General features: G+C 52.6%; 18 protein-coding genes and 4 tRNA genes. 17 read left to right on the forward strand and 5 right to left on the reverse strand.

From position 1 onward, the window contains the following. The first annotated feature begins 66 nt into the window (after positions 1–66). The 4 genes from proV to Q4551_RS02210 all read left to right on the forward strand — a co-directional run bounded on the left by proV (position 67) and on the right by Q4551_RS02210 (position 4478). On the forward strand, positions 67–1308 hold the full coding sequence (gene proV / locus Q4551_RS02195) for a glycine betaine/L-proline ABC transporter ATP-binding protein ProV (protein WP_303431541.1): 1242 nt from the start codon (positions 67–69) through the stop codon (positions 1306–1308). Continuing rightward, on the forward strand, positions 1305–2459 hold the full coding sequence (gene proW, locus Q4551_RS02200; protein WP_303431542.1) for a glycine betaine/L-proline ABC transporter permease ProW: 1155 nt from the start codon (positions 1305–1307) through the stop codon (positions 2457–2459). The genes proV and proW overlap by 4 nt, the downstream gene beginning before the upstream one ends. 26 nt (positions 2460–2485) lie before the next feature. Beyond that, complete coding sequence (gene proX / locus Q4551_RS02205) at positions 2486–3484, forward strand: glycine betaine/L-proline ABC transporter substrate-binding protein ProX (protein WP_303431543.1); 999 nt, start codon at positions 2486–2488, stop codon at positions 3482–3484. A 379-nt stretch (positions 3485–3863) separates the two neighbouring features. Next, positions 3864–4478 (forward strand): peroxiredoxin, encoded by a 615-nt coding sequence (locus Q4551_RS02210; protein WP_303431544.1) that lies wholly within the window; start codon positions 3864–3866, stop codon positions 4476–4478. Positions 4479–4653: 175 nt separating this feature from the next. Here Q4551_RS02210 and Q4551_RS02215 read toward each other — a convergent pair. Both Q4551_RS02215 and Q4551_RS02220 read right to left on the reverse strand, forming a co-directional pair. Then, positions 4654–4744, reverse strand: a tRNA-Ser gene (locus Q4551_RS02215). An 84-nt stretch (positions 4745–4828) separates the two neighbouring features. After that, positions 4829–5776: a histone deacetylase family protein gene (locus tag Q4551_RS02220; protein WP_303431545.1), complete on the reverse strand. Its 948-nt coding sequence runs from the start codon at positions 5774–5776 to the stop codon at positions 4829–4831. 76 nt (positions 5777–5852) lie between these two features. Between Q4551_RS02220 and Q4551_RS02225 the strand changes: the two genes are divergently transcribed. The 8 genes from Q4551_RS02225 (at position 5853) to Q4551_RS02260 (ending at position 13119) form a co-directional block, all read left to right on the forward strand. Then, positions 5853–8567, forward strand: a complete 2715-nt coding sequence (locus tag Q4551_RS02225) for a bifunctional acetate--CoA ligase family protein/GNAT family N-acetyltransferase (RefSeq protein WP_303431547.1) — start codon at positions 5853–5855, stop codon at positions 8565–8567. An 80-nt stretch (positions 8568–8647) separates the two neighbouring features. Beyond that, positions 8648–9295: a UvrY/SirA/GacA family response regulator transcription factor gene (gene uvrY, locus Q4551_RS02230; protein ID WP_303431548.1), complete on the forward strand. Its 648-nt coding sequence runs from the start codon at positions 8648–8650 to the stop codon at positions 9293–9295. Next, positions 9295–11127 (forward strand): excinuclease ABC subunit UvrC, encoded by a 1833-nt coding sequence (uvrC, locus tag Q4551_RS02235; protein ID WP_303431549.1) that lies wholly within the window; start codon positions 9295–9297, stop codon positions 11125–11127. Before uvrY ends, uvrC begins: the two co-directional genes overlap by 1 nt. 69 nt (positions 11128–11196) lie before the next feature. Then, positions 11197–11742 carry a CDP-diacylglycerol--glycerol-3-phosphate 3-phosphatidyltransferase gene (pgsA, locus tag Q4551_RS02240; protein ID WP_303431550.1) on the forward strand — a complete coding sequence of 182 codons (546 nt, stop codon included), beginning with the start codon at positions 11197–11199 and terminating at the stop codon, positions 11740–11742. 119 nt (positions 11743–11861) lie between these two features. Then, positions 11862–11937, forward strand: a tRNA-Gly gene (locus Q4551_RS02245). Positions 11938–12049: 112 nt separating this feature from the next. Then, positions 12050–12123: transfer RNA gene (locus Q4551_RS02250), tRNA-Cys, on the forward strand. A 45-nt stretch (positions 12124–12168) separates the two neighbouring features. Then, positions 12169–12255: transfer RNA gene (locus Q4551_RS02255), tRNA-Leu, on the forward strand. Positions 12256–12600: 345 nt separating this feature from the next. Then, entirely contained in the window at positions 12601–13119 is a 519-nt protein-coding gene (locus Q4551_RS02260; RefSeq protein WP_303431551.1) for a DUF1285 domain-containing protein, read from the forward strand. On the opposite strand, the gene Q4551_RS02265 is transcribed toward Q4551_RS02260, so the two are convergent. Both Q4551_RS02265 and Q4551_RS02270 read right to left on the reverse strand, forming a co-directional pair. Then, positions 13095–14735 carry an ABC transporter substrate-binding protein gene (locus Q4551_RS02265; protein ID WP_303431552.1) on the reverse strand — a complete coding sequence of 547 codons (1641 nt, stop codon included), beginning with the start codon at positions 14733–14735 and terminating at the stop codon, positions 13095–13097. The genes Q4551_RS02260 and Q4551_RS02265 overlap by 25 nt on opposite strands. Before the next feature lie 21 nt (positions 14736–14756). Next, entirely contained in the window at positions 14757–16325 is a 1569-nt protein-coding gene (locus tag Q4551_RS02270; RefSeq protein WP_303431553.1) for a LysM peptidoglycan-binding domain-containing protein, read from the reverse strand. Positions 16326–16455: 130 nt separating this feature from the next. Between Q4551_RS02270 and Q4551_RS02275 the strand changes: the two genes are divergently transcribed. The 3 genes from Q4551_RS02275 to dnaQ are packed head-to-tail and all read left to right on the forward strand — an operon-like array spanning position 16456 to position 18383. Further along, positions 16456–17229 (forward strand): class I SAM-dependent methyltransferase, encoded by a 774-nt coding sequence (locus Q4551_RS02275; RefSeq protein ID WP_303431554.1) that lies wholly within the window; start codon positions 16456–16458, stop codon positions 17227–17229. 15 nt (positions 17230–17244) lie between these two features. Further along, positions 17245–17679 carry a ribonuclease HI gene (rnhA, locus tag Q4551_RS02280; protein ID WP_303431556.1) on the forward strand — a complete coding sequence of 145 codons (435 nt, stop codon included), beginning with the start codon at positions 17245–17247 and terminating at the stop codon, positions 17677–17679. After that, positions 17676–18383, forward strand: a complete 708-nt coding sequence (gene dnaQ, locus Q4551_RS02285; RefSeq protein ID WP_303431557.1) for a DNA polymerase III subunit epsilon — start codon at positions 17676–17678, stop codon at positions 18381–18383. Before rnhA ends, dnaQ begins: the two co-directional genes overlap by 4 nt. Positions 18384–18494: 111 nt before the next feature. Here the strand turns inward: dnaQ and nhaB are convergent, their stop codons facing one another. Then, a complete protein-coding gene (nhaB, locus tag Q4551_RS02290; RefSeq protein ID WP_303431558.1) occupies positions 18495–20003 on the reverse strand; it encodes a sodium/proton antiporter NhaB in 1509 nt (502 codons plus the stop codon). Positions 20004–20264: 261 nt separating this feature from the next. Here nhaB and Q4551_RS02295 point away from each other — a divergent pair, with 261 nt between their 5' ends. Together Q4551_RS02295 and Q4551_RS02300 are read left to right on the forward strand one after the other, a co-directional pair. After that, positions 20265–21908 (forward strand): hypothetical protein, encoded by a 1644-nt coding sequence (locus tag Q4551_RS02295; RefSeq protein WP_303431559.1) that lies wholly within the window; start codon positions 20265–20267, stop codon positions 21906–21908. Between the two features lie 2 nt (positions 21909–21910). Continuing rightward, a complete protein-coding gene (locus tag Q4551_RS02300; RefSeq protein WP_303431560.1) occupies positions 21911–22555 on the forward strand; it encodes a hypothetical protein in 645 nt (214 codons plus the stop codon). Positions 22556–22582 lie beyond the last annotated feature (27 nt).

Raw genomic sequence — 22582 nt, forward strand, 5'->3', positions numbered from 1 at the left:
GACGGTTTTGAATATGCAGGGAAAAGTCTGTATTGTAAAAATACTTACAGCTATAAATAAATAATCATGGCGATACCTGATACGGCATCCATCAAACTCGAAGTAAAAAACCTTTATAAAGTCTTTGGCGATCGCCCTCAACAAGCGTTGGCGCTGGTTGATGAGGGTATTGATAAGGATGAAATATTCACTCGCACAGGACAGACGATTGGCGTTAAGGACGTCAGTCTGAGCATCCGTGAAGGCGAGATATTCGTCATTATGGGATTGTCCGGTTCTGGCAAATCGACACTGGTGCGCTTGCTCAATCGGCTGATTGAACCGACTCGCGGACAGGTACTGGTCGACGGTGAAGACATTGCCGTAATCAACCAGAAACAGTTACGGGATGTCCGGCGTAAAAAAATCAGTATGGTTTTTCAGTCTTTTGCCTTGATGCCCCATATCAATGTGCTGGATAACGCAGCGTTCGGACTGGAGCTGTTGGGCGTTGATGTTGACGAACGCCGTCTGAAGGCGCAAGCCGCTCTGGAACAGGTCGGCTTGTCAGCACACGGCCGTTCTTATCCGGATGAATTGTCGGGTGGTATGCAGCAGCGTGTCGGCTTGGCCCGGGCGCTGGCCAATGACCCGGACATCATGCTGATGGACGAAGCATTTTCAGCGCTGGACCCTCTGATTCGTACCGAGATGCAGGACGAGCTGGTCAAGCTGCAGGCTGATCATAGCCGTACCATTGTCTTTATTTCCCATGACCTCGATGAAGCCATGCGTATTGGTGATCGTATTGCCATTATGCAAAACGGCGAAGTGGTGCAGGTGGGTACGCCCAACGATATCTTGCAGAATCCGGCCAATGAATATGTGAAGTCATTCTTCAAGGGTGTGGATATTTCCAATGTCTACGCTGCACATAACCTGGCAGAAGTCGTGCCGGAATCCACTATTGATAGCGCAGGTAGTGTCGCGGATGCCATGCAGCAGTTAACGGACAGTGGCATGGAATATGGTTATGTCGTGGATAGTGAACAACAGCTGGTTGGTGTGACATCCCTCAGTGAGCTGGATAAAGAAAAGCCCGGCACCATGCTGGAGCAATGTGTGTTCTCCACCGATGATGAGGCAACCCCGCTTGAAGCTGAAACTCCCGTGCGTGAGTTGATCTCAACGGTAGCCCAGTCTGACTACCCGGTTCCGGTAGTCAAGGATGGCGAATATATCGGCAATATTACCAAAACGTGCCTGCTGGAAACCCTCGACCGGGAAGCAGAAGACGATGAAGACGACGCAGGGAATAAACCATCATGAGTAACGATACCAACCCCTTCGCGACGGAGCCGGAAACATCTCAAAACGACGAATTGCAGGATAACCCGTTTGCCACTGCCGAGCCGGCAGCTGCTGAAACGGGAGGGGATAACCCCTTTGCAACCGAGAATATGGCAGAAACCAACCCCTGGGGTAATGCCGAACAGTCTGAGGATAACTTTCAGGCCGAAGGCTGGTTGCAGGACGACAGGGTTCAGGAAACTGTTGAAGCAACCTTGTCCAACCCTTTCCCTGAAGCCTGGGTGCCATTACAAGACTGGGTAGAATACGGGCTGGACTGGATGGTGGTGAACTTTCGCCCCTTCTTTACGGCTGTCAAGGTGCCGGTTGACGCCACGCTGAATTCCATCGATGTATTGCTTAACAGTACGCCGCCTTTGCTGATGATCGCGCTGTTTGCCCTGCTGGCCTGGCAATTGGCCGGTGGCCGTTTGGCGATTGGTACGGCATTGGGCATGTTTGTGCTGGGTGCCATTGGTGCCTGGAGTGAAGCCATGACCACTTTGTCGCTGGTGCTTACTTCCGTCTTTTTCTGCATTTTGTTGGGGCTGCCGCTGGGTGTTCTGATGGCCCGCAACGACAGGCTGAATCGAATTTTACGGCCGACGCTGGATGCCATGCAAACAACGCCGGCGTTTGTTTATCTGGTGCCGATCGTGATGCTGTTTGGTATCGGTAATGTCCCTGGTGTCGTGGTGACGATTGTCTTTGCGATGCCGCCGGTGATTCGGCTGACCAATCTGGGGATTCGCCAGGTTCCTGGCGACCTGATTGAAGCGTCTGAGTCCTTTGGGGCCAGCCCGAGTCAGATGTTGTTCAAGGTACAGTTGCCATTGGCAATGCCTACCATTATGGCTGGAGTAAACCAGACCCTGATGCTGAGCCTGTCGATGGTGGTTATTGCCTCCATGATTTCGGTTGGTGGGTTGGGATTGATGGTGCTGCGAGGCATTGGCCGACTGGATATCGGTCTGGCTGCTGTCGGTGGTATCGGCATTGTGATTCTCGCCATTATTCTTGATCGCCTGACCCAGGCCTTGGGGCAGGATGCCCGCGCCCGCGGTGTGCGTCACTGGTATCAGACAGGCCCCGTCGGGCTGTTGCTCCGATTGACCAGTAAGAACCCATAAGTTAACCACTGAATCAGGAGACTTTTATGAAAACCAGATCTTTGATGGCCGGTATTGCTGCCGGTGTTGTTACTTTGACACTGAGCAGTGTTGTTGGCGCTGCCGACCTGCCGGGTAAAGGCATTAGCGTGCAGTCATTCCATAGTCCTATCTCGGAAGAAAAATTCCAGACCGTGATTGTCAATAAAGCCCTGGCCAAATTGGGTTATGACATCAAACCGATCAAGGAAGTGGATTACAGTGCAGGCTATACCGCCATTGCCAACGGTGATTTGACCTACACCACAGTGAACTGGTACCCGCTGCACAACACCATGTATAAAAATGCTGGTGGCGACGACAAATTCTACCGCCAGGGTACTTACATTAATGGTGCTGCCCAGGGTTATCTGATCGATAAAAAGACAGCAGACAAATATGGCATCAGTAAAATCACTGATTTGAAAGACCCCAAAATCGCCAAATTGTTTGATACCAATGGTGACGGCAAAGCCGATCTGGCTGGCTGTAACGCTGGTTGGGGATGCGAAGGTGTGATTGAGTACCAAATGGATGAGTTCAAGCTGCGCGATCGCATCAGCCATAATCAAGGGCAATACGCGGCGATCATTTCCGATACCATCGCCCGTTACAACGAAGGCAAGCCGGTCCTGTACTACACCTGGACCCCATATTGGGTGTCCGGCAAGCTGGTTCCGGGCAAGGACGTAGTCTGGCTGGAAGTACCGTACTCAGCCAACCCGAACGGCACTGATACCAAGCTGGCCAACGGCAAGGACTATGGTTTTGATATTAACGCCGAGCGTATCGTTGCCAATAAAGCCTGGGCAGAGAAAAACCCGGCTGCTGCAAAATTGTTCGCTATCATGACATTACCCATCAATGCCGTCAGTGCAGAAAACATGATGATTGCCAATGGCGATGATTCTGTCGCGGCGATTGAGCGTCATGCTGACTTGTGGATCGAGGCCAATCAAAAAACCTTTGATGGCTGGGTGAAAACAGCGCTGGAAGCTGCTAAGTAACACTGTCTGATCGATCCGGTTAATCATACGCGGATGGCTTGGTGCCATCCGTTTTTGTTTCTCTCTCGCTGTTTTCTGCTGTTCTTCGTTTTCTCTTTCCTCTGCCTGTTATTTGTCGATTGCTTTCTTGCCGCCGGTGAGGCTGCAATGTTTCTGGGCGATAGATTATGTGTATGGAGGCTATTTGTATTTGTTTATGTAAATATTCCAATATAGTTATATTATGAATAACAGATAAATAAATACCACATCCCATAACCCATGGAGTGTGGGGAGGCAGGAGAGCACTATGAGTTGTGATACACCGCTTAAACCGCGCAAGCCAACAAGGGCTGGTCAGGAAGCTGAAACAATATCTATCACCGAGGAGAAAAAGGCTATGAGTTCAACCATGGTTCGTCGTGAGATGCCAGAGTTTACAATGGATGCCTATAATGCCAAAACCGGGCATTACACAACGGTGTCGAGTGAGGATTTCAAAGGCAAATGGGTTGTGGTGTGTTTCTACCCTGCCGACTTTACCTTTGTTTGCCCGACTGAAATCGCGGCCATGAACGCCAAATATGATGAATTTCAGGCGCTGGGCGTGGAAATCTTGCCCGTGTCTGTGGACTCCAAGTTCTCGCATAAGCGGTTTGCCGAAACCGAACCGGTACTGGCAGGCCTGCAGCTGACCATGGGGGCAGATACTACCCAGCAAGTGAGCCGGGACTTTGGTGTGCTGATCGAAGAAGAGGGTGTGGCATTACGTGGACGCTTTCTGTTTAACCCGGATGGCATCTGCGTAGCGCAGGAAGTCCAGGCAGACTCGGTTGGTCGTAATGTCAATGAATTCCTGCGTCAGGTACAAGCTTGGCAGCATGCATCAGCAACTGGTGAAGTGTGTCCGGCAGGCTGGAGACCAGGCAAGAAAACTCTGCCTGTTAATACCGATGCAGAGCAGATGACCGGTCGAGTGGGTGACTACATTACGATTGAAGAAATTCTGAGCTGATCAGATACACAGCCATCGAGAGATGGCTGGCTGGACTGATAAAGTAGTAACAAAAAAGGCAGCCAATTGGCTGCCTTTTTTTGCTGGTATTCCCAGACTTGTTCCCAAAAACGCTCCCAAAGGGCTTTTTCAGGCTAATAAAATCATCTACTCATTGATTTTATTAGGTAAATAATGGCGGAGGGATAGGGATTTGAACCCTAGGTAGGCTATTAACCTACGCCGGTTTTCAAGACCGGTGCTTTCAACCACTCAGCCATCCCTCCGAACTGGCGCGTATAATACCTTCTGTTTTTTATACGTCAACACTTTTGTATGAAATCAACGGCTTAGCCTGCTATTTTGCTTTTTTATGCTGATGTCTGCTGGATAGCCTGTTTCTCGAGCATGGCGGCAATAAACAGCGTGGCTGACCTTGCCAGGGCGTTGAGGTCATAACCGCCTTCCAGTATTGCGAGCCAGGGAATATTGCGACTTTGGCAATAGCGGGCAATCCATTGGCCGATCCAGGCAAAATCCTGCTCTTCAAGGTTGAGTTCAGCCATCGGGTCATCTTTATGGGCATCAAAACCGGCAGATACCAGAATCAATTCCGGTGCAAAGCGTTTAAGGGCCGGTGCCCAGTGCTCTTCTATCCCCTGGCGGAACTCTGTCCCGGTAGCTCCCTGGGACAAATGAACATTGACCAGGTTGGTATACTTGTTTTGTTCAAAATGGGTGTAGGGATAAAACGGGTGCTGGAAGCTGGAAAGCAGCAAAAACCGCTGGTCATTCTGCAAGATATCGATGGTGCCGTTGCCCTGGTGGGCATCAAAATCCAGAATGGCGATACGTTGCAGATGATGGACATCAGCCGCCCGGAGTGCGGCAACGGCCGTGTTGTTGAAAAAACAAAATCCCATCGACTTGCTGCGCTCGGCATGGTGGCCCGGTGGTCTGGTGGCAGCAAAGGCGTTGTGGTGCACGTTCTTCAGAAGATCGTCCAGTGCCTGGGTGGTGGTGCCAACAGAGTACAAGGCGGCTTCCAGGCTGCCTGAGGACATGGTGGTGTCTTCGTCGACCATAATATGCCCCTGTTCTGGCTGGATCAGGTGCAGCTCATCGACGTAGGCCTTGCTGTGCGCCCGCAGAATATCGGGCAGGTGGGCAGCCTGACCTTCGTGGATGGTCAGGTGATCCCAGACCCCGGATTTTTTGAGAATTTGTTCAAGTGCCAGTATTCGACAGGCATGTTCGGGGTGGTCTTCACCTGTGTCATGGCCAAAGTGCTGGTGGAACGCGTAGTATCCTGTGCTCATAAGACATACTTCTGCTGTTTTTATCAGTGTATCTAGCCGTTACACTCAGGCCAACTCAACTAAAGGATCACAATACATGGGTACTCGCTCCCTCGAGTTGTTCTTTCGGCCCAAAGTGATTGCTGTTATCGGTGCTTCCGAGCGTCCGGGCAGTGTCGGGGGTGCGATTGTTCGCAACCTGCTGAATGGTGAATTTCCTGGCACAATTATTCCGATCAATACTCGTGGTTACAGTCAGGTATACGGAGTGCCTGCCTTGAGCCGGATCAGTCAACTGAAAGAAACTCCCGATCTGGCTATTATTTGTACTCCAGCGGAAACCGTGCCCAAAGTGTTGAAACAGCTGCATGGCAAAGGAGTAGGCGCTGCGTTGCTGCTGACCGGGGGGATCGCCAGAACCCGCTCCTGGCAGTATCGCCCGGCATCCGACCGGCTTGAGCAGGTTATTCAGCAAACCCGTATTCGTGTGCTTGGGCCGGATTGCCTCGGGCTGGTGGTGCCGTGGCGGAAATTTAATGCCAGCTTGCTGCATGTACCAGTCCGGGCTGGCAATATCGCTTATGTTGGCCAGTCAGGGACATTGGCCTCTGGTGTGATGGACTGGGCCTTTAGTCGTAATGTTGGTTTCTCCCATGTGATGACGCTGGGTAGTAATCAGGATGTCAGTTTTTCTGATTTGATCGATTTTGTGGTGCAGGAACCACACGTCAAAACCATTCTGGTGCAGCTGGATGAAATTGGCTCAGGCAAGGCACTGGTGCGGTCGTTACGAGCGGCATCCCGGCACAAGCTGGTGTTGGCGGTAAAAAGTAATCGTTTTCAGGAAAACCCGCTTAATCGAATCAGCACCCCCAAAGGGTTGAGCAGCCGCGATGCCCTGATTGACGAAACCCTCGCCCGTGCGGGTGTGTTACGAGTGAACGATACGGATGAAATGTTCCACTGTGTGGATGCACTGCGGCGGCAGCGTGAGTCGTTCGGGCCACGTTTGGCGGTGGTTGCTAATGGGCGAGGCCCGGCGATTCTGGCGCTGGATCGTCTGCTGCAGGATGGTGGCACACTGGCCAGCCTGTCGGATGAGACCCGCACCCATTTGCGCGGTTTGTTGCCTGAGTATGTCAAAACCGATAACCCCTTGTTGCTGAACCCGGAATTACAGCCACAGCAGCTGGCGGCGGTGACCAATACCTTGTTGGCCGACCGCCAGGTGGATGCCTTGCTGGTTATTTATATTCCGGGTATTGGCACCGATGCGCTGGCGAATGCACAGGCGTTGGTGAAAGTAGCCAAAAACTATAACAAGAGCGTGATTACCAGCTGGATCGGTGAGTTTTCGGTGGAATCATCACGGGATTATTTTGATGAACAAGGGTTGCCGACCTTCAATACCCCGGATAATGCCATTACGTCGTACATGTATATGGTACGCCACCGGTTAACCCAGGAGCTGTTGCGAGAAACCCCGGAAAGTCTGGAGATTCCTATCTCCAATGCCTACATGGATGTCGACAAGGAAATCCTAGATAACCATCGCCCTGGTGATTATTTGTGGCCCAATTATGCCTGGAAGTTGCTCAAGGCTTATGGCTTTGCCTTTGCAGATAATCGCTACCGGACCTCGTTGTCAGAGTTGCTGGCAGCAGCTCCGGAAATACCGGACCCCTGGGTTTTACGGGTTCATCACCGTGATTATCTGTATCCGTTTGCCTATGGCCGTAACCCGCGTGAGCGGATGCGCAGTGTGGTACGGAATATTCAGTCGCTGGACGAACTGATGGAAGGGGCTGAAAAACTGGAAGGTGAAATTGCTGAACGTTTTCCAAAAAGTCCGGTGTTGGGGTATACGGTACAAACCATGCATCGTGCACTGGATAACCTGCAGTTTTCGTTCGGGATTGGTCGGGATGTCGAAATTGGCCCTTACCTGTTTTTTGGTGGTGGCGGTACTACTGCAGATACGCTGGTTGACCGGCAGGTCGCGCTGCCACCGTTGAATGCCAACCTGGCGGAAAAACTGATCAAGCGCAGCCACTTCTATGATGTGCTGCAGGAACGTTCCGATAACATTGAGCGGGAGTTGGTTACGCTTGAGCGCTGGCTGGTGGCCTTGTCACATATTGCGCTTAATCACCCCTGGCTGGCGGCGCTGGAAGTGAATGCCATTCGTCAACGTGTCGGGCATTACATCGCAATTGGTATTGCTGGCGAAGTGGGGCACCCGGTAAAAAGTGCCATTATGCCGTACCCGAAGGAGCTGGAGTCGTCGTATCAGGGAAATAGCGGCGTGCAGTATCAGATACGCCCTATTCGGGCCGAGGACGAACCACTACTGGAGAGTTTCTATGGTGATTTGAGCGCCGAGTCGTTACGACTAAGGTTTTTTGGCGCTCGTCGACAATTTGATCATAGTGAGCTTGCGCGATTCACCCAGATTGATTATGACAGAGAGATGGCCTTTGTTGCCTGTGTGGATGGCCAGCTGAAAGGTGTTGTACGTGTCTGGATCGATCCGGATGATGTCGCTGGAGAATACTCGGTTATTGTTGGAGATCAATGCCGTGGCGAAGGGTTGGGTAAGCAGTTGATGCAGATTATGATAGATTATCTGACCAATCGTGGCGTCTTGCAGATGTTTGGGACTGTACTTCCTCATAATCCTGGTATGTTGAACCTGAATCGGCGCCTTGGTTTTACGCTGCACCATAATCACGAGGAAGGTGTTGTTGAAGTGACAAAAAATCTGAACCCGCTCAAGTACGCCTGGCAGCGCAAGCGTATGTATCCAGCCTGAACACTGATAGAGTCAGGCAATAATAATGTTTCACCTGCGATGATGATTGCTGGTGAGTTAATAAAAAGTGAGGTTAATCTTTGATTTCTGTGTTGGTAGTCGATGATCATGAGCTGGTGCGCTCAGGGATCTCAGCATTGCTGGCTGACGCAAACGGAATTGAGGTCGTAGGGCAGGCTGAAAGTGGCGAACAAGCCATCAAATTTGCCAGAGAGCACGAGCCGGACGTTATTCTGATGGATATTCAGATGCCCGGAATAGGAGGGATGGAGGCCACCCGCAAAATTGCCCGCAGCGATAGTGATATCCGGGTGATTGCCGTGTCGGCCTGTGATGACAACCCCTTTGCCCAGCGCCTGCTGCAAGCAGGCGCTTCTGGTTATATTACCAAGGGGGCTGATGCAGAAGAAATGATCGATGCGATCATGAAAGTGCACCGGGGGCAGATGTATATCAGCACAGAAATTGCCCAGCGAATGGCATTAAAACCCTTCCAGGAAAACTCCCACAATCCTTTTGATGATTTATCTGAGCGAGAGATGCAAATCGCATTGATGATTGTTAATTGCCAGAAACCAGCAGCCATCGGCGAGAAATTATTCCTCAGCCCCAAAACGGTGAACAGCTACCGTTATCGGGTGTTCGAAAAGCTGGGGATTGATGGCGATGTGGAGTTGACACGTTTGGCTATTCGTCATGGACTGATCGATGCCAACAGCGGTAGCTGATGACCGAATTTGATATCCCTGCCTTTCTGAAGACACTGACCCAGCGAGCCGGTGTCTATCGGATGTACAGTGTCGATCAGCAACTGCTGTATGTTGGCAAAGCCAAAAACCTGAAAAACCGGGTTGCCAGCTATTTTCGCTCGCGAGGGCTGAACAGTAAGACCGTGGCTTTGGTCTCAGGTATTCATCATATCGAAGTGACTGTAACGGCCAGTGAAGCCGAAGCCTTGTTGTTGGAACAAACGCTGATCAAACAGCATCGGCCACCGTACAACATCCTGCTGAAAGATGATAAATCCTACCCCTATCTGCACCTGTCCGCCCATGCTTTCCCTCTGTTGGCTTACCGCCGTGGCAAGCGGGTGAGTCGAGACGGACGCAGCGGTCAATATTTTGGCCCTTACCCCAATTCCGGGGCGGTACGAGAAGCGCTGAATTACTTGCAGCGACTGTTTTTGTTGCGGTCTTGCGAGGACAGTTACTTTAATCACCGCAGTCGCCCCTGTTTGCAATACGAAATCAAGCGTTGTTCGGCTCCCTGTGTTGGCCTGGTCTCTGAAGCCAGTTATCAGCGTGATATCCAACACGCTGTCTTGTTCTTGAATGGCGAAAACCAGCAGCTGATGCGCAACTTGCAGCAACAAATGCTTGATGCATCGGCTGAACTGGATTTTGAACGGGCCGCGGATATCCGGGATCGCATCGAGTTGCTGCGGCGAGTGCAGGAAAAACAACGGGTTGACAGTGGCAATAAAGATGCCGATGTCTGGGCGTTGTGGGAGACAGAAGATATTGTCTGTCTGCACCGCCTGGTCTTTCGGCAGGGGCGACTGGTCAGCAGTAAAAACTACTACCCAGACAACCCTGCAGGAGAGCAACCGCAGGATCTGCTACTGGGGTATATAGGGCAGTTTTATCTGTCTGGTTTTGCTGTGGAAGGCCTGCCCACCGAGCTGGTCGTGGATGTGGACCCTGCCGATATGGCGGTGGTGCAAGAAGCCGTACGATTACGCTTTGAACGTACCGTTCGACACAGCCGGGGCGTACGTGGTGAGCTGCGGCAGTGGCGCGCCATGGCAGACGATAATGCCCGTGCCGGTGCACAAACCCGTATATCCGGGCATCAGCTTGCCCATAAAAAACTGGCCTGTGTGGCTGACTTGCTAGGATTGCCCAAGCCGCCGGAGCGCATAGAATGTTTTGATATCAGTCATGCCCAGGGTGAAGCCACCTATGCATCGTGCGTGGTATTTGATCGGGAAGGATTGGCCAAGCAGCGGTATCGGCGCTTCAGTATCCGGGGGGTGACACCAGGAGATGATTATGCCGCGCTGGAACAGGCTATTACACGCCACCTGACACGATTAAAAGAACAAAATGACCTGCCGGATGTATTGATGGTTGATGGTGGCAAGGGCCAGGTGGCACGTATTGAACAGGTGTTGAGTAATCTGGAAATCTCAACAGTGGCCCTCTGGGGGATATCCAAAGGAGAAACACGCAAGTCCGGTTGGGAATTTTTATGGGAAGCCGGCGCGCTTCAACCTATAATCCCCGACGCTCATGATGATGGTTTCCGGTTATTGCAGTGGGTGCGGGATGAGTCGCACCGGTTTGCTATCACCGGACACCGTAAAGCACGGGCCAAGTCCCGTAGCCAGTCGGAGCTGGACAATCTACAAGGGGTTGGCCCCAAGCGCCGACGTGCCTTGTTATTGCACTTTGGCAGTTTGAAAAATATGCGTGGTGCTCCTCGCGAAGAGATTGCGCGGGTACCCGGTGTCAGCCAGAAGCTCGCAGATCAGATCTTTGTGCAGTTACACGGCGAGTAGTGGCCTGAAGGATAAGCAGGTCGGTGGAGACGCAAGGCTGCGTACCAAGTTGAAACAGGTGTAGTGTTTATGAATGTGCCCAACATGTTGACTGTTGGCAGGATTGCGATGATTCCTCTGATGGTAGTCAGTTATTACTGGCTGGGTTGGGGAGGAAAAAGTTGGGCGGCAGGGCTGTTTGCGCTAGCGGCGATAACGGACTGGTTTGATGGATATCTTGCCCGCAAATTGAATCAGGCCACCCCGCTGGGGGCATTTCTGGATCCGGTCGCAGACAAATTGATTGTTGCAGCAGCGCTGATGGTGCTGGTAGAAGATTACGCTGTCTCCTGGATGACGATACCGGCCATGATTATTGTCGGGCGAGAAATTGTGATTTCAGCATTACGAGAATGGATGGCCGAACTGGGTAAACGCGCTAATGTGGCCGTCTCCGGTTTGGGCAAGATCAAAACAGCATTACAGATGGTCTCAATTATCATGTTGCTGGCTTCCCGGGAACACCCGATGCTGGAATGGATGGGGATTGTCTTGCTTTATGGTGCCGCGGTTTTGACCTTGTGGTCGATGCTGATCTATTTGAAAGCCGCCTGGCCTCAGTTACGAGGGTCGTAACAAGTATCGGTATGCCACCAGCGGGGGGCTTGTAACCTCTTGCCTGTTGGCTAAGTAGTTAAAATCTAACAAAAAGATTGACAGTATTTTAGCTTTGCATATAATGCGTCCCATCTTTTGCGGGAATAGCTCAGTTGGTAGAGCACGACCTTGCCAAGGTCGGGGTCGCGAGTTCGAATCTCGTTTCCCGCTCCATTTTTCCTTATGAAATATGGCCAAAAGAAAGATTGTCAGAATCAGCTGGCCTGAATAGAAGGGAGTTGGTGTCTGGTTTTTTCAGTTTCTTTATTCTTGAAGATAACTGTCAGGCGCGATAGCAAAGCGGTTATGCACTGGATTGCAAATCCACGTAGGCCGGTTCGACTCCGGCTCGCGCCTCCAAGATTTACAGATACAGGACATCGCTTGTCCATCTGTCACCTGTTAGCCCGGGTGGTGAAATCGGTAGACACAGGAGACTTAAAATCTCCCGACCTTACGGTCGTGCCGGTTCGATTCCGGCCTCGGGCACCACTATCTACAGGCCTTCCAGCAGTAGCGCTTACCAACAAAATTCCATTTCAAAATATTTCAAAAAATCCAGCCACAAGGCTTTAAAATATACCGTATGTGCAAACATGCCGTTCGTATCCTTGTTGCTTTATTTCTGCTTGATCCACCGCTTTTAGCCAACGTCGTTTGTTGAGACTTTTGCCTTCTCTGGCTATGGTTATTTCCATAAACAAGTCGTGGTCAGCATTCTATCCAACGATCTCCAGTTATCGCTGTTTCTCATGGCTATCCATGGCCCGGCCCTGTTGCTGTATAGGCCAATGGGTCTCGCGATATATAAAAGACGTATCAAGACAGGTGAAGAGTATGTCCTTGCAAGATTTGTCGGCACTGGCCGGTATGGTGTCGAGCGACCGTCGGCCGCCGGTGGAATTATGGCATCCGGCGCATTGTGGTGAGATTGATATCCGGATCGATCCGCAGGGTGACTGGTACCACGAAGGTGGATTGATCAAGCGTCCTGAGCTGGTGCGATTGTTTGCCAGCATTCTGCGTAAGGATGGTGATGATTATGTGCTGGTGACACCCGCCGAAAAGATGACGATCCAGGTGGATGATTTGCCTTTCCAGGTGATTTTGCTGGAGCGCGAAGCGGGAGTAATCAACGCCGTAACCAATGTTGGTGATACCTTGGTGCTGGGGCTGGAGCATCCGGTGCAGTTATCGGAGCGTGACGGACAAAGGCTGCCCTGTGTTGAGGTCCGCTCTGGCTTGATGGCGCGTTTCTGTAGAAATACCTATTACCAGCTGGTTGACTGGGCTGAGGAGCGGGATGATGGTTATTGGGTAACCAGTGGCGATTATTCATTTAATCTGGCTGGCTGAAATGGCCTGATCGCGCTGACGGTATCATCCCCAAGGCCGATATCCGGATCGGTTTGATAAGTATCGTTGATAAAGGTCTGATTGGTGCTGAATTTTGCTGTGCGTGCCAGGGCATTGGTTTTCAGGCGCTGGTCGATCCAGAACATACCGCCAGTGGTGGCGGCAAACGGATTGAATAAATCGTTGCTGTAACGCATGCCCAGCCATGACGGCAGCTTTACCCATTGCCAGGCCAGGTATTGGCTGGCCTGTGGTTGTGTTTGATCCTGTTTGACTTCTATATGGTGCGCGGCTGGGTAATGCTGGGTCAGCCAGGCGAGGTAGTCGCTGGCATCAGCACTTTCCAGTCCGTCCAGAGTAATCCAGGCGAGTTCAAAATTTCCTGTCTTTAGCCGTTCCAGTAAGGCGTCGTGATCCAGGGCTTGACGCTGAATCTGGTACCCCTGGTTTTTGAAGGCTTCCTGCTGTTGTTGCAATAACGGACTGTTGTTGGTCACGCCTGCGTGAATCAAGGTCAGGCCGGGTTTGCGGCTGGCTGGTTGCAGTTGTTGATGGTTGATCAGGAGGGCGGTGAGGGATGGATTGCCCTGGAAATAATGGCGATAACGCGCAACCGGACGTTGGCCCAGTAGCTGAGTGATCAGCGGACTGTTCCAGTTTTGCTGGTTGTGAAGCGGGAGAATATCTTGATCGCCACGCTGTAGTTGCAGGTAGCTGTCTTGCAGGTTTTTGCTGAAGCGGATACGGATCTGCTGGGCATTAAAGCGATGGCCAAATGCAGGCAGATTATCCCCCCACCAGGGGCGGATTCGGCTGACCAGCAGTCGCTCTGAGGGAATGACTTCGGTGAGGTGGTAAGGGCCGGAGGTTGGCTCTGGTCGCCAGTCATACTGCCGTGGCCATTGCAGGTTGGGCTGGTAGAAATGTTGGGCCATGGCTTTCAGGGCGGATATCTGTAGCAGGGATTGCGAGGTGACCGGTGTTGTGGTGATCAGGCTGAAACGCTGGGTGTCATGAACCTCAATGCCCCGGATAAAATGACTCAGGGACTGGGCTTGCCAGGGGGTCTGGTTGGCCGGATCGGAGAGAAATTGCAAGGTGAACGCAATGTCCTGGCTGGTGATCGGGATGCCATCCGACCAGCGAGCGGCATCGTGCAGCTGGTAAGTGATGCGATGATCGGCCACTGCCCAGCGAGCTGCCAGCATGGGGACCGGAGAACCGTTGTCGGGGTGGCGCGCCAACAGCGGCAGTTGCAGGTCGGCCAATAACGGGCTGAGCTGGTTGGGCGTCTGCGGTCCAAAGCGGCGCAATGTGGTTGGCTTGGCGGCAATCGACAGGCGAAAAACACCACCTGGCTCTGCTGCTGGGTCACCCCAGGCGGTGATATCCGGTGCTTGCCAGGTCAGTTGTTCGGGTGCGGCAGTGTAGGTAACGGGAATGATGGCGTTGGCCTGAAGGCTCAGCAGTGCCATCACGGCTGGAATAAGCAGGCAGCGCCAGTATTGCCAGCCCAGAGCCGACAGTGCCCGGCGGTGCGTCAGTCCGTTGCGCCGGTAACCTTCGGGGTGGCGCTGGACTGGTTGTCTGAGGGCGTTGTGCAGATGGTCTGACATGGCATCTCCCTCGATGGTGACCTAGTGCACTACGTTAACATGGAGTAGCAGTTTTTGCCCCGGATACAAATACTTGTTGCGGGTGTCCTTGGGGTTCCACTTGCGAATGTCGGCAATCGTGACCCGGAAGCGACTGGCGATGCTGGCCAGGGAGTCACCACTGCGAACCCGATAGGTAACCTTGCGAATCTCTTCCCGGGCGGAGCGGGAAGGGGCCTTGCTGCCTTGTGGCACCCAAACGGTGAGTTGTTGGCCGACCCGGAGTGGGTCGCCTGGTGCCATACCGTTCCAGTGGGCGATATCGCGAGAGGTAACATTGTATTGGCGGCCAATTTTCCAGAAAGAATCACCGGCACGCACGGTGTAGGCAATTTTGCGGGTATTGCCGGGTTGGCGCTGGTTGCGAGTACGGTCCAGTCGCTGCGAGAGACTTTGCGAATAGGCCTCCTGATTTTTCAGGGCGCCAGGAATGAGCAACGTCTGGCCAACCCGTATGGTGCTACCGGTCAGGTTGTTGGCTTGTTTGATAACCTCGATCGTGGTGCGGTACGTGCGGCCGATCGATTGCAGGTTATCACCGGACTTGACGGTGTAGCGATGCCATTGCAGGCGTTTGGCGGGCGGTAAATCGACCAGGGCCTGTTGCAGTTGCTGACGCTTGTCGACCGGTACCAGTATCTGGTGGGGGCCGTCTGGGTGAGTGGCCCAGCGGTTGAAACCCGGGTTCAGGCGATAGATTTGCTCCAGATCGGTGTCCGACATATCGGCGATCTGGGCAAGGTCGATCTGACCTCCGGTTTCTACCACGGCAAAGAATGGAGTGTTGTCAATGGGGGTGAACGGGATGTTGTATTTTTCCGGGTACTTGAGCAGTTGCGCCAATGCCAGCAGCTTGGGGACGTAGGCCTTGGTTTCCTTGGGCAGATCCAGTGACCAGAAATCGGTGGGTTTGCCGGCTTCCTTGTTGCGGCGGATTGCCCGGCTTACCGTGCCACCACCAGAGTTATAGGCCGCCAGTGCCAGGTGCCAGTCGCCATCAAAACGATTGGCCAGGTTGCTGAGGTAGTCCAGGGCGGCATTGGTGGCTGCGCGGATGTCGCGGCGACCGTCGTACCACCAGTCTTGTTTTAAACCAAAATAGGTGCCGGTTGACGGAATAAACTGCCACACCCCGGAAGCTCGCCCATGGCTGTAGGCGAAAGGGTCAAATGCACTTTCGACGATTGGCAGCAAGGCTACTTCGCCGGGCATATTGCGGACTTCGATTTGTTCGGCGATGTAATAAATATACGGCTCGGCACGCTGGGACACCCGGTTGATATAGGTCGGGTGCTTGATAAACCAGTCACGTTGCAGCTTCAGGCGTGGATTGTCTATGTCCAGCTGCAGGCTGAAATTGTCCAGCAGCCTATCCCAAACATTGTCGACGCCGTCATCGACCGCTTGCGGCTGCCAATGGTCATCAACAGGGACCGCGGTGGCGGTGGCCTGGTAGCGGGTATCTTCCGGAATAACAGGCTGGCTGACACAAGCACTGAGAAAAAAGGAAGCCAGCAGAACGGGTAGAGCAGGTAGAGAGAGAGGGCGCATGTGAATACAATGTCGATAGAGTCGCGGCACAGTCTAGAGATTGCCGTATACGCTGGCAACCGGATCGCAGTGGTTACAGCCAAAGACATGGTTTATGTCTTGCAGACAGGTTTATTCCAGCGGGAGTGTTATGGGTATCCGGATCAAGTCCGAAGTGTATCAGCAGTGGATAGAGTCAGGCTCCGCCAGGCGTTTGTTGTCCCTTGAGGCTGGCTGGTTAAGAGAGGCTCTGGCCGATTTTCATGGCCATCATTTATTGTACGCCGGGATCGATAATACCCCCCGGTTTTTGAAGCGAACACGATTACGCCATTGTTTTCGTATGGCGCCGGGCTGGGCCAGGGATTCGGGCTGCGATGCGCGGATGCAAGACGATGCCTGGCCATTGGCAGATGAATCGGTTGATGTGGTGGTTTTGCAGCATGGTCTGGATTTGTCGGCCCGGCCACATCAGATGATGCGCGAGGCAGCCAGAGTGCTGGTGCCAAGCGGTTATGTAGTGGTGGTGGGGTTTTCGCCAATGAGTGTGTTTGGTCTGCTGCGACGAGGGTTTACCCTGTCGTCCCGTTTGCCCTGGGTAGTGAACTGCGTCAGTGCACCGCGGTTGAGTGACTGGCTAACGTTGCTGGACTTCCGGGTGGAGTCGGTTACGCCGGTGGCGCATCTGTGGCCATTGCGGTTGCTGTCTGAAGGGGCCAGTCGTCGTTTCGACCGGGTGCTGGCCGGTCATTCCTGGGTGCCTGCCAACGCCTATATCATGGTGGCGCGCAAGACCGTCGCCGGTGTTACGCCGATTCAACCACGGCGCTGGTTGATGAATCCTGGGTTTGGCATGGCTGTACCGGCGGCCAGGGTGGCAGGTGATACACTGCCGACAGTTAATAATCAGCTACCAACAGATTAATTTGGAATACATGATATGAAAGTTGAAATCTTCACGGACGGCGCTTGCAAGGGTAATCCGGGAGCCGGCGGTTGGGGAGCGTTGCTGCGTTTTGGTGACAAAGAAAAAGAACTGTGTGGTGGCGAGCGAAATACCACCAACAATCGTATGGAGTTAATGGCCGCGATTCGGGGTCTTGAAGCGTTAACCCGGCCATGTGATGTGGTGCTGACCACGGATTCACAATATGTAAAACAAGGCATCAATCAATGGATGGCGGGCTGGAAAAAAAATGGCTGGAAGACGGCCGCCCGGCAGCCGGTTAAAAACAAGGATTTGTGGCAAGCACTGGATCAGGCCTGCCAGCAGCATCAGGTCGAATGGCAGTGGGTCAAGGGTCATGCCGGCCATGAAGGGAATGAAAAAGCCGATCAGTTAGCCAATCGCGGTGTTGAGCAGGTGATGTTATGAGACAAGTAGTACTGGATACAGAAACCACCGGTATCGGTGAAGGACACCGGATTCTGGAAATTGGCTGCGTGGAGGTGATCGAACGGAAATTGACCGGTCGTCATTATCATCGCTACATCAACCCACAACGGGAAATCGACCCGGAAGCGCAAGCCGTCCATGGCATCAGTATGGAATGGCTGGTTGAACAGGGTTGCCCGGTATTTGCTGATATCGTGGATGAATTCCGGGAGTTTATTGCCGGTGCGGAACTGGTGATTCACAACTCGGCGTTTGATATTGGCATGATGGATTACGAATTCCGCTTGTTGGGCGTGTCACCGACACTGGATTTCTGTACCACACTGGACACTCTCAAGCTGGCCCGGGAGATGTTTCCAGGAGCCCGGGCGTCACTGGATGCACTGTGCAAGCGATTTGATATCGATAACAGCCACCGGGACCTGCACGGGGCTTTGCTGGATGCGGAGATTCTGGCCGACGTTTATCTGATGATGACCGGTGGTCAGACAGATCTGATGTTATCGGTAGAGGATGACAATCGGGCTGGTGAAGGGGATGGACTGGATCTGGAAATGTTACAGACTCTGGCAGCCAAAGCGGAGTTGCCTGTTATCCTGGCGACAGCCGATGAAGTGTCCGCGCACGAACGCATGCTGGATATGATCGATAAAAAAAGCGAGGGAGCACTCTGGCGGCAGTGATGGTTGCTCAAGGTCTGGTTACCCGTCCAGGCGATAAAAACGACCAATCCAATAACCAACTGGAGCTATTGCAAGTCGTAATTGTCGCTGGGCAGGTAGACGGCCTGTCAGCTAGAGCCAGTAGGTGACAGCAATAAAACCGATGCCGGTCATCACGATGGTATAAGGAAGCGCCATCAAGACCATCTTGCCGTAAGACAACCGGATCAGCGGTGCCAGATTGGATGTCAGCAAGAACAGAAATGCAGCCTGGCCGTTAGGCGTTGCCACGCTGGGCAGGTTGGTTCCGGTATTGATCGCTGTTGCCAGCAGGTTGAAGTGATCACGGTCGATATGACCGGCATCCAGTGCCTCCTTGACCTCGGTGATATAGACAGTGGCAACAAAGACATTATCGCTGATCATTGACAGCACACCGTTGGCGAGAAAGAAAATGCCAGGCTGGGCGGATGGCGACACATTGTTGGTGTCGAGAATCCAGCTAATGATCGGGGTAAACAAATGCTGGCTGTGAATGACAGCCACGATACTGAAAAATACCACCAGCAACGCGGTAAATGGCAGTGCTTCTTCAAATGCCTTGCCGATTTGATGTTCTTCGATAATACCGTTAAAGGTGGTCAGCAGAATAATGACCATCAAGCCAATAAGACCTACTTCAGCCAGGTGAAACGCCAGGCCAAACACCAGTAATATGGCAACAATGCCTTGTATCACCAGTCGTGCGGCTTGTTTTGATGTCATGCGAGAGGATTGTTTGTTGTCGTAATCCTGAAGGATACGGCGTACATCATCAGGCAGCTGGGTGCCGTAACCGAATATGGCGGTTTTTTCGAGCAGGAAGCAGGTTAACAGTCCTGCGGCCAGTACCGGCATGGTCACTGGGGCCATGGTGGTGAAAAAATCAAAAAACTCCCAGCCAGCGACCTTGGCAATCAACAGGTTTTGCGGCTCACCAACCAGGGTGCAAACACCCCCCAGGGCGGTGCCGACGGCGCCATGCATCAATAAACTACGCAGAAATGCGCGGAAGGTATCAAGGTCCTGGCGATGCTGGTCTTTTAATTGTGCGTCCGAACCGTGGTCGTGGTTCTGAGACAAATTGCCGCTGGCGACCCGGTGATACACACTATAAAAGCCGACAGCCACACTGATCAGTACCGCGGTAACAGTCAGGGCATCCAGAAATGCCGACAGAATGGCCGCTACAATACAAAACAGTAAAGACAGGGTTGTTTTTGATTTTACACCCAGCAGAATCTTGGTGAAGGCATACAGCAGCAGGTCCTTCATGAAGTAGATCCCTGCGACCATAAACATCAGTAACAGAATGACGGGGAAGTTATGGAGCGCTTCTTCGTAAACCGTGTCAGCCGGTGCCATATTGAGCAAGATAGCTTCTATGGCCAATAATCCACCGGGTTGAAGGGGGTAACACTTCAATGCCATGGCCAGTGTGAAGATAAACTCCACAATCAGGATCCAGCCGGTTATATAGGTACCCAGCGTATAAACGCTGATGATATTGAATACCAGAAAGGCAACAATGGTTTGCTTGTACCACTGGGGTGCGTTGCCCAAGAAGTTATGCCTGAATGCAGCGAGTAAGTTGACGGTCATGCGTTATTCCTTGGTTGCCTCCCTTTTGGGAGACGGGCAATGTAATGGGTTTTCAATTATTTGCAACTTGTGTCCAATACTTGGTTGGTTATCCGTGTACTATCTGCGGTAGATCGTGCTAATGCAGATAAAAAGCCTTGTATATGGTTTTATTTGGCAAGTGCATCGCCATTTGACTTCCGCGTCGCAAAACTTTCGCGATTGGTAGATGAAGTCGATAGAATGGCAATAACAAATGTTCACAAAATACGACAAACACTCATGGCAGAACTAATGATCGGAAGTGAAGAGTCAACGTTTGCAGTATCGTTGAACCTGGTAAAAGCCGAGGTGGCCAACGCACTGGATCAAGCCGCTGCACAGTTGGATATGTATTCAGAAACGGGCAGCCCGGAGCAGTTTCGCGCCTTTTTGGCCGAGGTTCAGCAAGTACGGGGCACATTCAAGATGCTCGATTTCCGTGCTGGCGAGCGTATTTGTGAGGAGTTTGCAGAAACTGGCCGGTCTGCTCGGGGTGAGCGGCTGGCGGATCAGACATTAACGGTGTTTACCCAGGCCATTGTATTCCTGAAACGGTTTGTCGATTTGCTGGGTGCCGGTTATCCATTGTCCCCCAGCTTGCTGATCCCCTCTATTAACCAGATCCGTAAAGAACGTAACGATGCGCCCCTGCCGGAAGCCTATTTCTTTCTGGTGAACCTGCGGCCTCGTGTGACGATCCCCAAGGTTGAGTCCGGCATGATGCGCTTCCCGTATCGGCGAGCGCGCCAGATGTACCAGCTGGGCTTGCTGGGCCTGATGCGTCGGCAAGGCCGGAAGGGGCCTGTGATGGTGATGTCCCGTGCCATCAGCCGTTTTGAAAAGGCGAGCCGGGGTGGTGCTTCCTGGTTGTTCTGGCATACGGTGATGGGTGCCCTGGACGCGCTGGCGCAGGAAAACTTCGAAATGACGCCGTCGCGGCTGACTCTGATGGGGCAGCTGGACAAGCAAGTGCGACATGTTCAGGACACCGAAGGCAAGGCATTTGCGGAGAAGCAGCCAGACTGGTTGCTGAAGGAATTTGTTCATATCATATCGCTGGCACAGCCGGATTCCGACCTGATTCGTACTCTGCAGGAAGAGTTCCAGATTGGCCGTGGTGTAAAAGAAGCCCAGCTGGTGGAATTCCGTAACCAGTTACGAGGCCCGGATACCGCCGCCATGGAATCACTGGCGACCGCGTTGCAGGAAGAGCTGCAAATGATCAAGGACCAGGTCGACCTGATTGAGCGTATCGACATCAGTGCTGAAGACTTCGAGGACTTGCTGGCGTCGTTGGCGCGTATCGGTGACACCCTGATGATTACCAATCAGGCGTTACCGGCAAGTCGTACCCTGGCGTTGGTTGAGCAGTTGCGGGCAGGTGGAACCCATGCTCTGAAAGATAATGTCGCCAGTGTGGCGGACAGTATCATACGTTTGGAGCAGGACTTGCGCGCGATATCGCACAGTGGCCTGGACACCAAAACCCTGGTCGATCCAATCAGCCTGAGAGAAGCCCGTATTGCTGTGGTCTCAGAATCCATGACAGCCCTGGCGATGATCAAACGGGCAATTGGCAGTTATTTGGAATCAGACGGCGACCACCTGCATATCAAAAATGTCGGTAAAAGCTTGCTCGACGTGGCCGGTGCGCTGTTGTTTCTCGATAAACGCCCGGCTCATGATGTGCTGCTGGCGCTGAATAACTTTATTACGTATCAGGTGTTGGCTGCCCGTGAACCGATAGAAGAACATAAAATGGAAGCATTTGCTGACGCTATTACGGCTATTGAGTATTTTCTCGATACCCTTAATGGCCAGACTGCCGGTGCTGATGAAGCGATTCGACTGGCACAAGAGAGTCTTGTGCATCTGCAGAGCTGACCATGATGCTGCATGATGCGCTGCTGGGATTGCTCGGCTCGATTATTGTCCTGATTCTGGTTGTGGTTGCCGTGATGTGGCTTGGGCAATCCTGGTTTATCCAATGGCTAAAGGGCACGGCCGGGATGCTGATGCTGTTTGGCGGGTTTCTGCTGGTGTATATCGCCCTGGACTTGTGGAGCTACAAACAAGCGCAGCCGGATGTACCGGAGTTGACGGTCAGTGTCTATGAAACCGGCGACCAGGTATTTGATATCAGCCTGGTGGATGAAACCGATATTGAAAAACGCTATATCCTGAATGGTGACCAGTGGCAGCTGGATGTTCGGCTGCTGACCTGGGACGGCCCGTTTCAGGCATTGAGTGCCGCACCGGTTTATCGCCTGGATCGGTTGTCGGGGCGTTTTTTATCGCTGGAACAGGAGCGTACAGCAGAACGTACACTGTTTGAGTTATCGAGTTCAGGCATGATTGATTCGTGGAATCTGGTCAAGGATATCGGCTTCTGGCTGCAGGCGGAGATGGGAAGTGCGGTATTTATGCCATTGGTTAATGGTGCGGTGTATGCCGTTTATATTACCCCCGCCGGGGTGGTCGCTCGACCGGTTAATGATGTAGCCGAAAAAGCATTGGGTGGCGACTGGTGATTACGCCCGTTAGCCGGGCAGAAGATA

Origin of the sequence: Oceanobacter sp. 5_MG-2023 (assembly GCF_030548165.1) — a bacterium.
GTDB lineage: Bacteria > Pseudomonadota > Gammaproteobacteria > Pseudomonadales > Oceanobacteraceae > Oceanobacter.

Coding starts and splice junctions, on each gene's coding strand:
- proV (WP_303431541.1), top strand. CDS start 67: ATGGCGATACCTGATACGGCATCCATCAAACTCGAAGTAAAAAACCTT.
- proW (WP_303431542.1), top strand. CDS start 1,305: ATGAGTAACGATACCAACCCCTTCGCGACGGAGCCGGAAACATCTCAA.
- proX (WP_303431543.1), top strand. CDS start 2,486: ATGAAAACCAGATCTTTGATGGCCGGTATTGCTGCCGGTGTTGTTACT.
- Q4551_RS02210 (WP_303431544.1), top strand. CDS start 3,864: ATGAGTTCAACCATGGTTCGTCGTGAGATGCCAGAGTTTACAATGGAT.
- Q4551_RS02220 (WP_303431545.1), bottom strand. CDS start 5,776: ATGAGCACAGGATACTACGCGTTCCACCAGCACTTTGGCCATGACACA.
- Q4551_RS02225 (WP_303431547.1), top strand. CDS start 5,853: ATGGGTACTCGCTCCCTCGAGTTGTTCTTTCGGCCCAAAGTGATTGCT.
- uvrC (WP_303431549.1), top strand. CDS start 9,295: ATGACCGAATTTGATATCCCTGCCTTTCTGAAGACACTGACCCAGCGA.
- pgsA (WP_303431550.1), top strand. CDS start 11,197: ATGAATGTGCCCAACATGTTGACTGTTGGCAGGATTGCGATGATTCCT.
- Q4551_RS02260 (WP_303431551.1), top strand. CDS start 12,601: ATGTCCTTGCAAGATTTGTCGGCACTGGCCGGTATGGTGTCGAGCGAC.
- Q4551_RS02265 (WP_303431552.1), bottom strand. CDS start 14,735: ATGTCAGACCATCTGCACAACGCCCTCAGACAACCAGTCCAGCGCCAC.
- Q4551_RS02270 (WP_303431553.1), bottom strand. CDS start 16,325: ATGCGCCCTCTCTCTCTACCTGCTCTACCCGTTCTGCTGGCTTCCTTT.
- Q4551_RS02275 (WP_303431554.1), top strand. CDS start 16,456: ATGGGTATCCGGATCAAGTCCGAAGTGTATCAGCAGTGGATAGAGTCA.
- rnhA (WP_303431556.1), top strand. CDS start 17,245: ATGAAAGTTGAAATCTTCACGGACGGCGCTTGCAAGGGTAATCCGGGA.
- dnaQ (WP_303431557.1), top strand. CDS start 17,676: ATGAGACAAGTAGTACTGGATACAGAAACCACCGGTATCGGTGAAGGA.
- nhaB (WP_303431558.1), bottom strand. CDS start 20,003: ATGACCGTCAACTTACTCGCTGCATTCAGGCATAACTTCTTGGGCAAC.
- Q4551_RS02295 (WP_303431559.1), top strand. CDS start 20,265: ATGGCAGAACTAATGATCGGAAGTGAAGAGTCAACGTTTGCAGTATCG.
- Q4551_RS02300 (WP_303431560.1), top strand. CDS start 21,911: ATGATGCTGCATGATGCGCTGCTGGGATTGCTCGGCTCGATTATTGTC.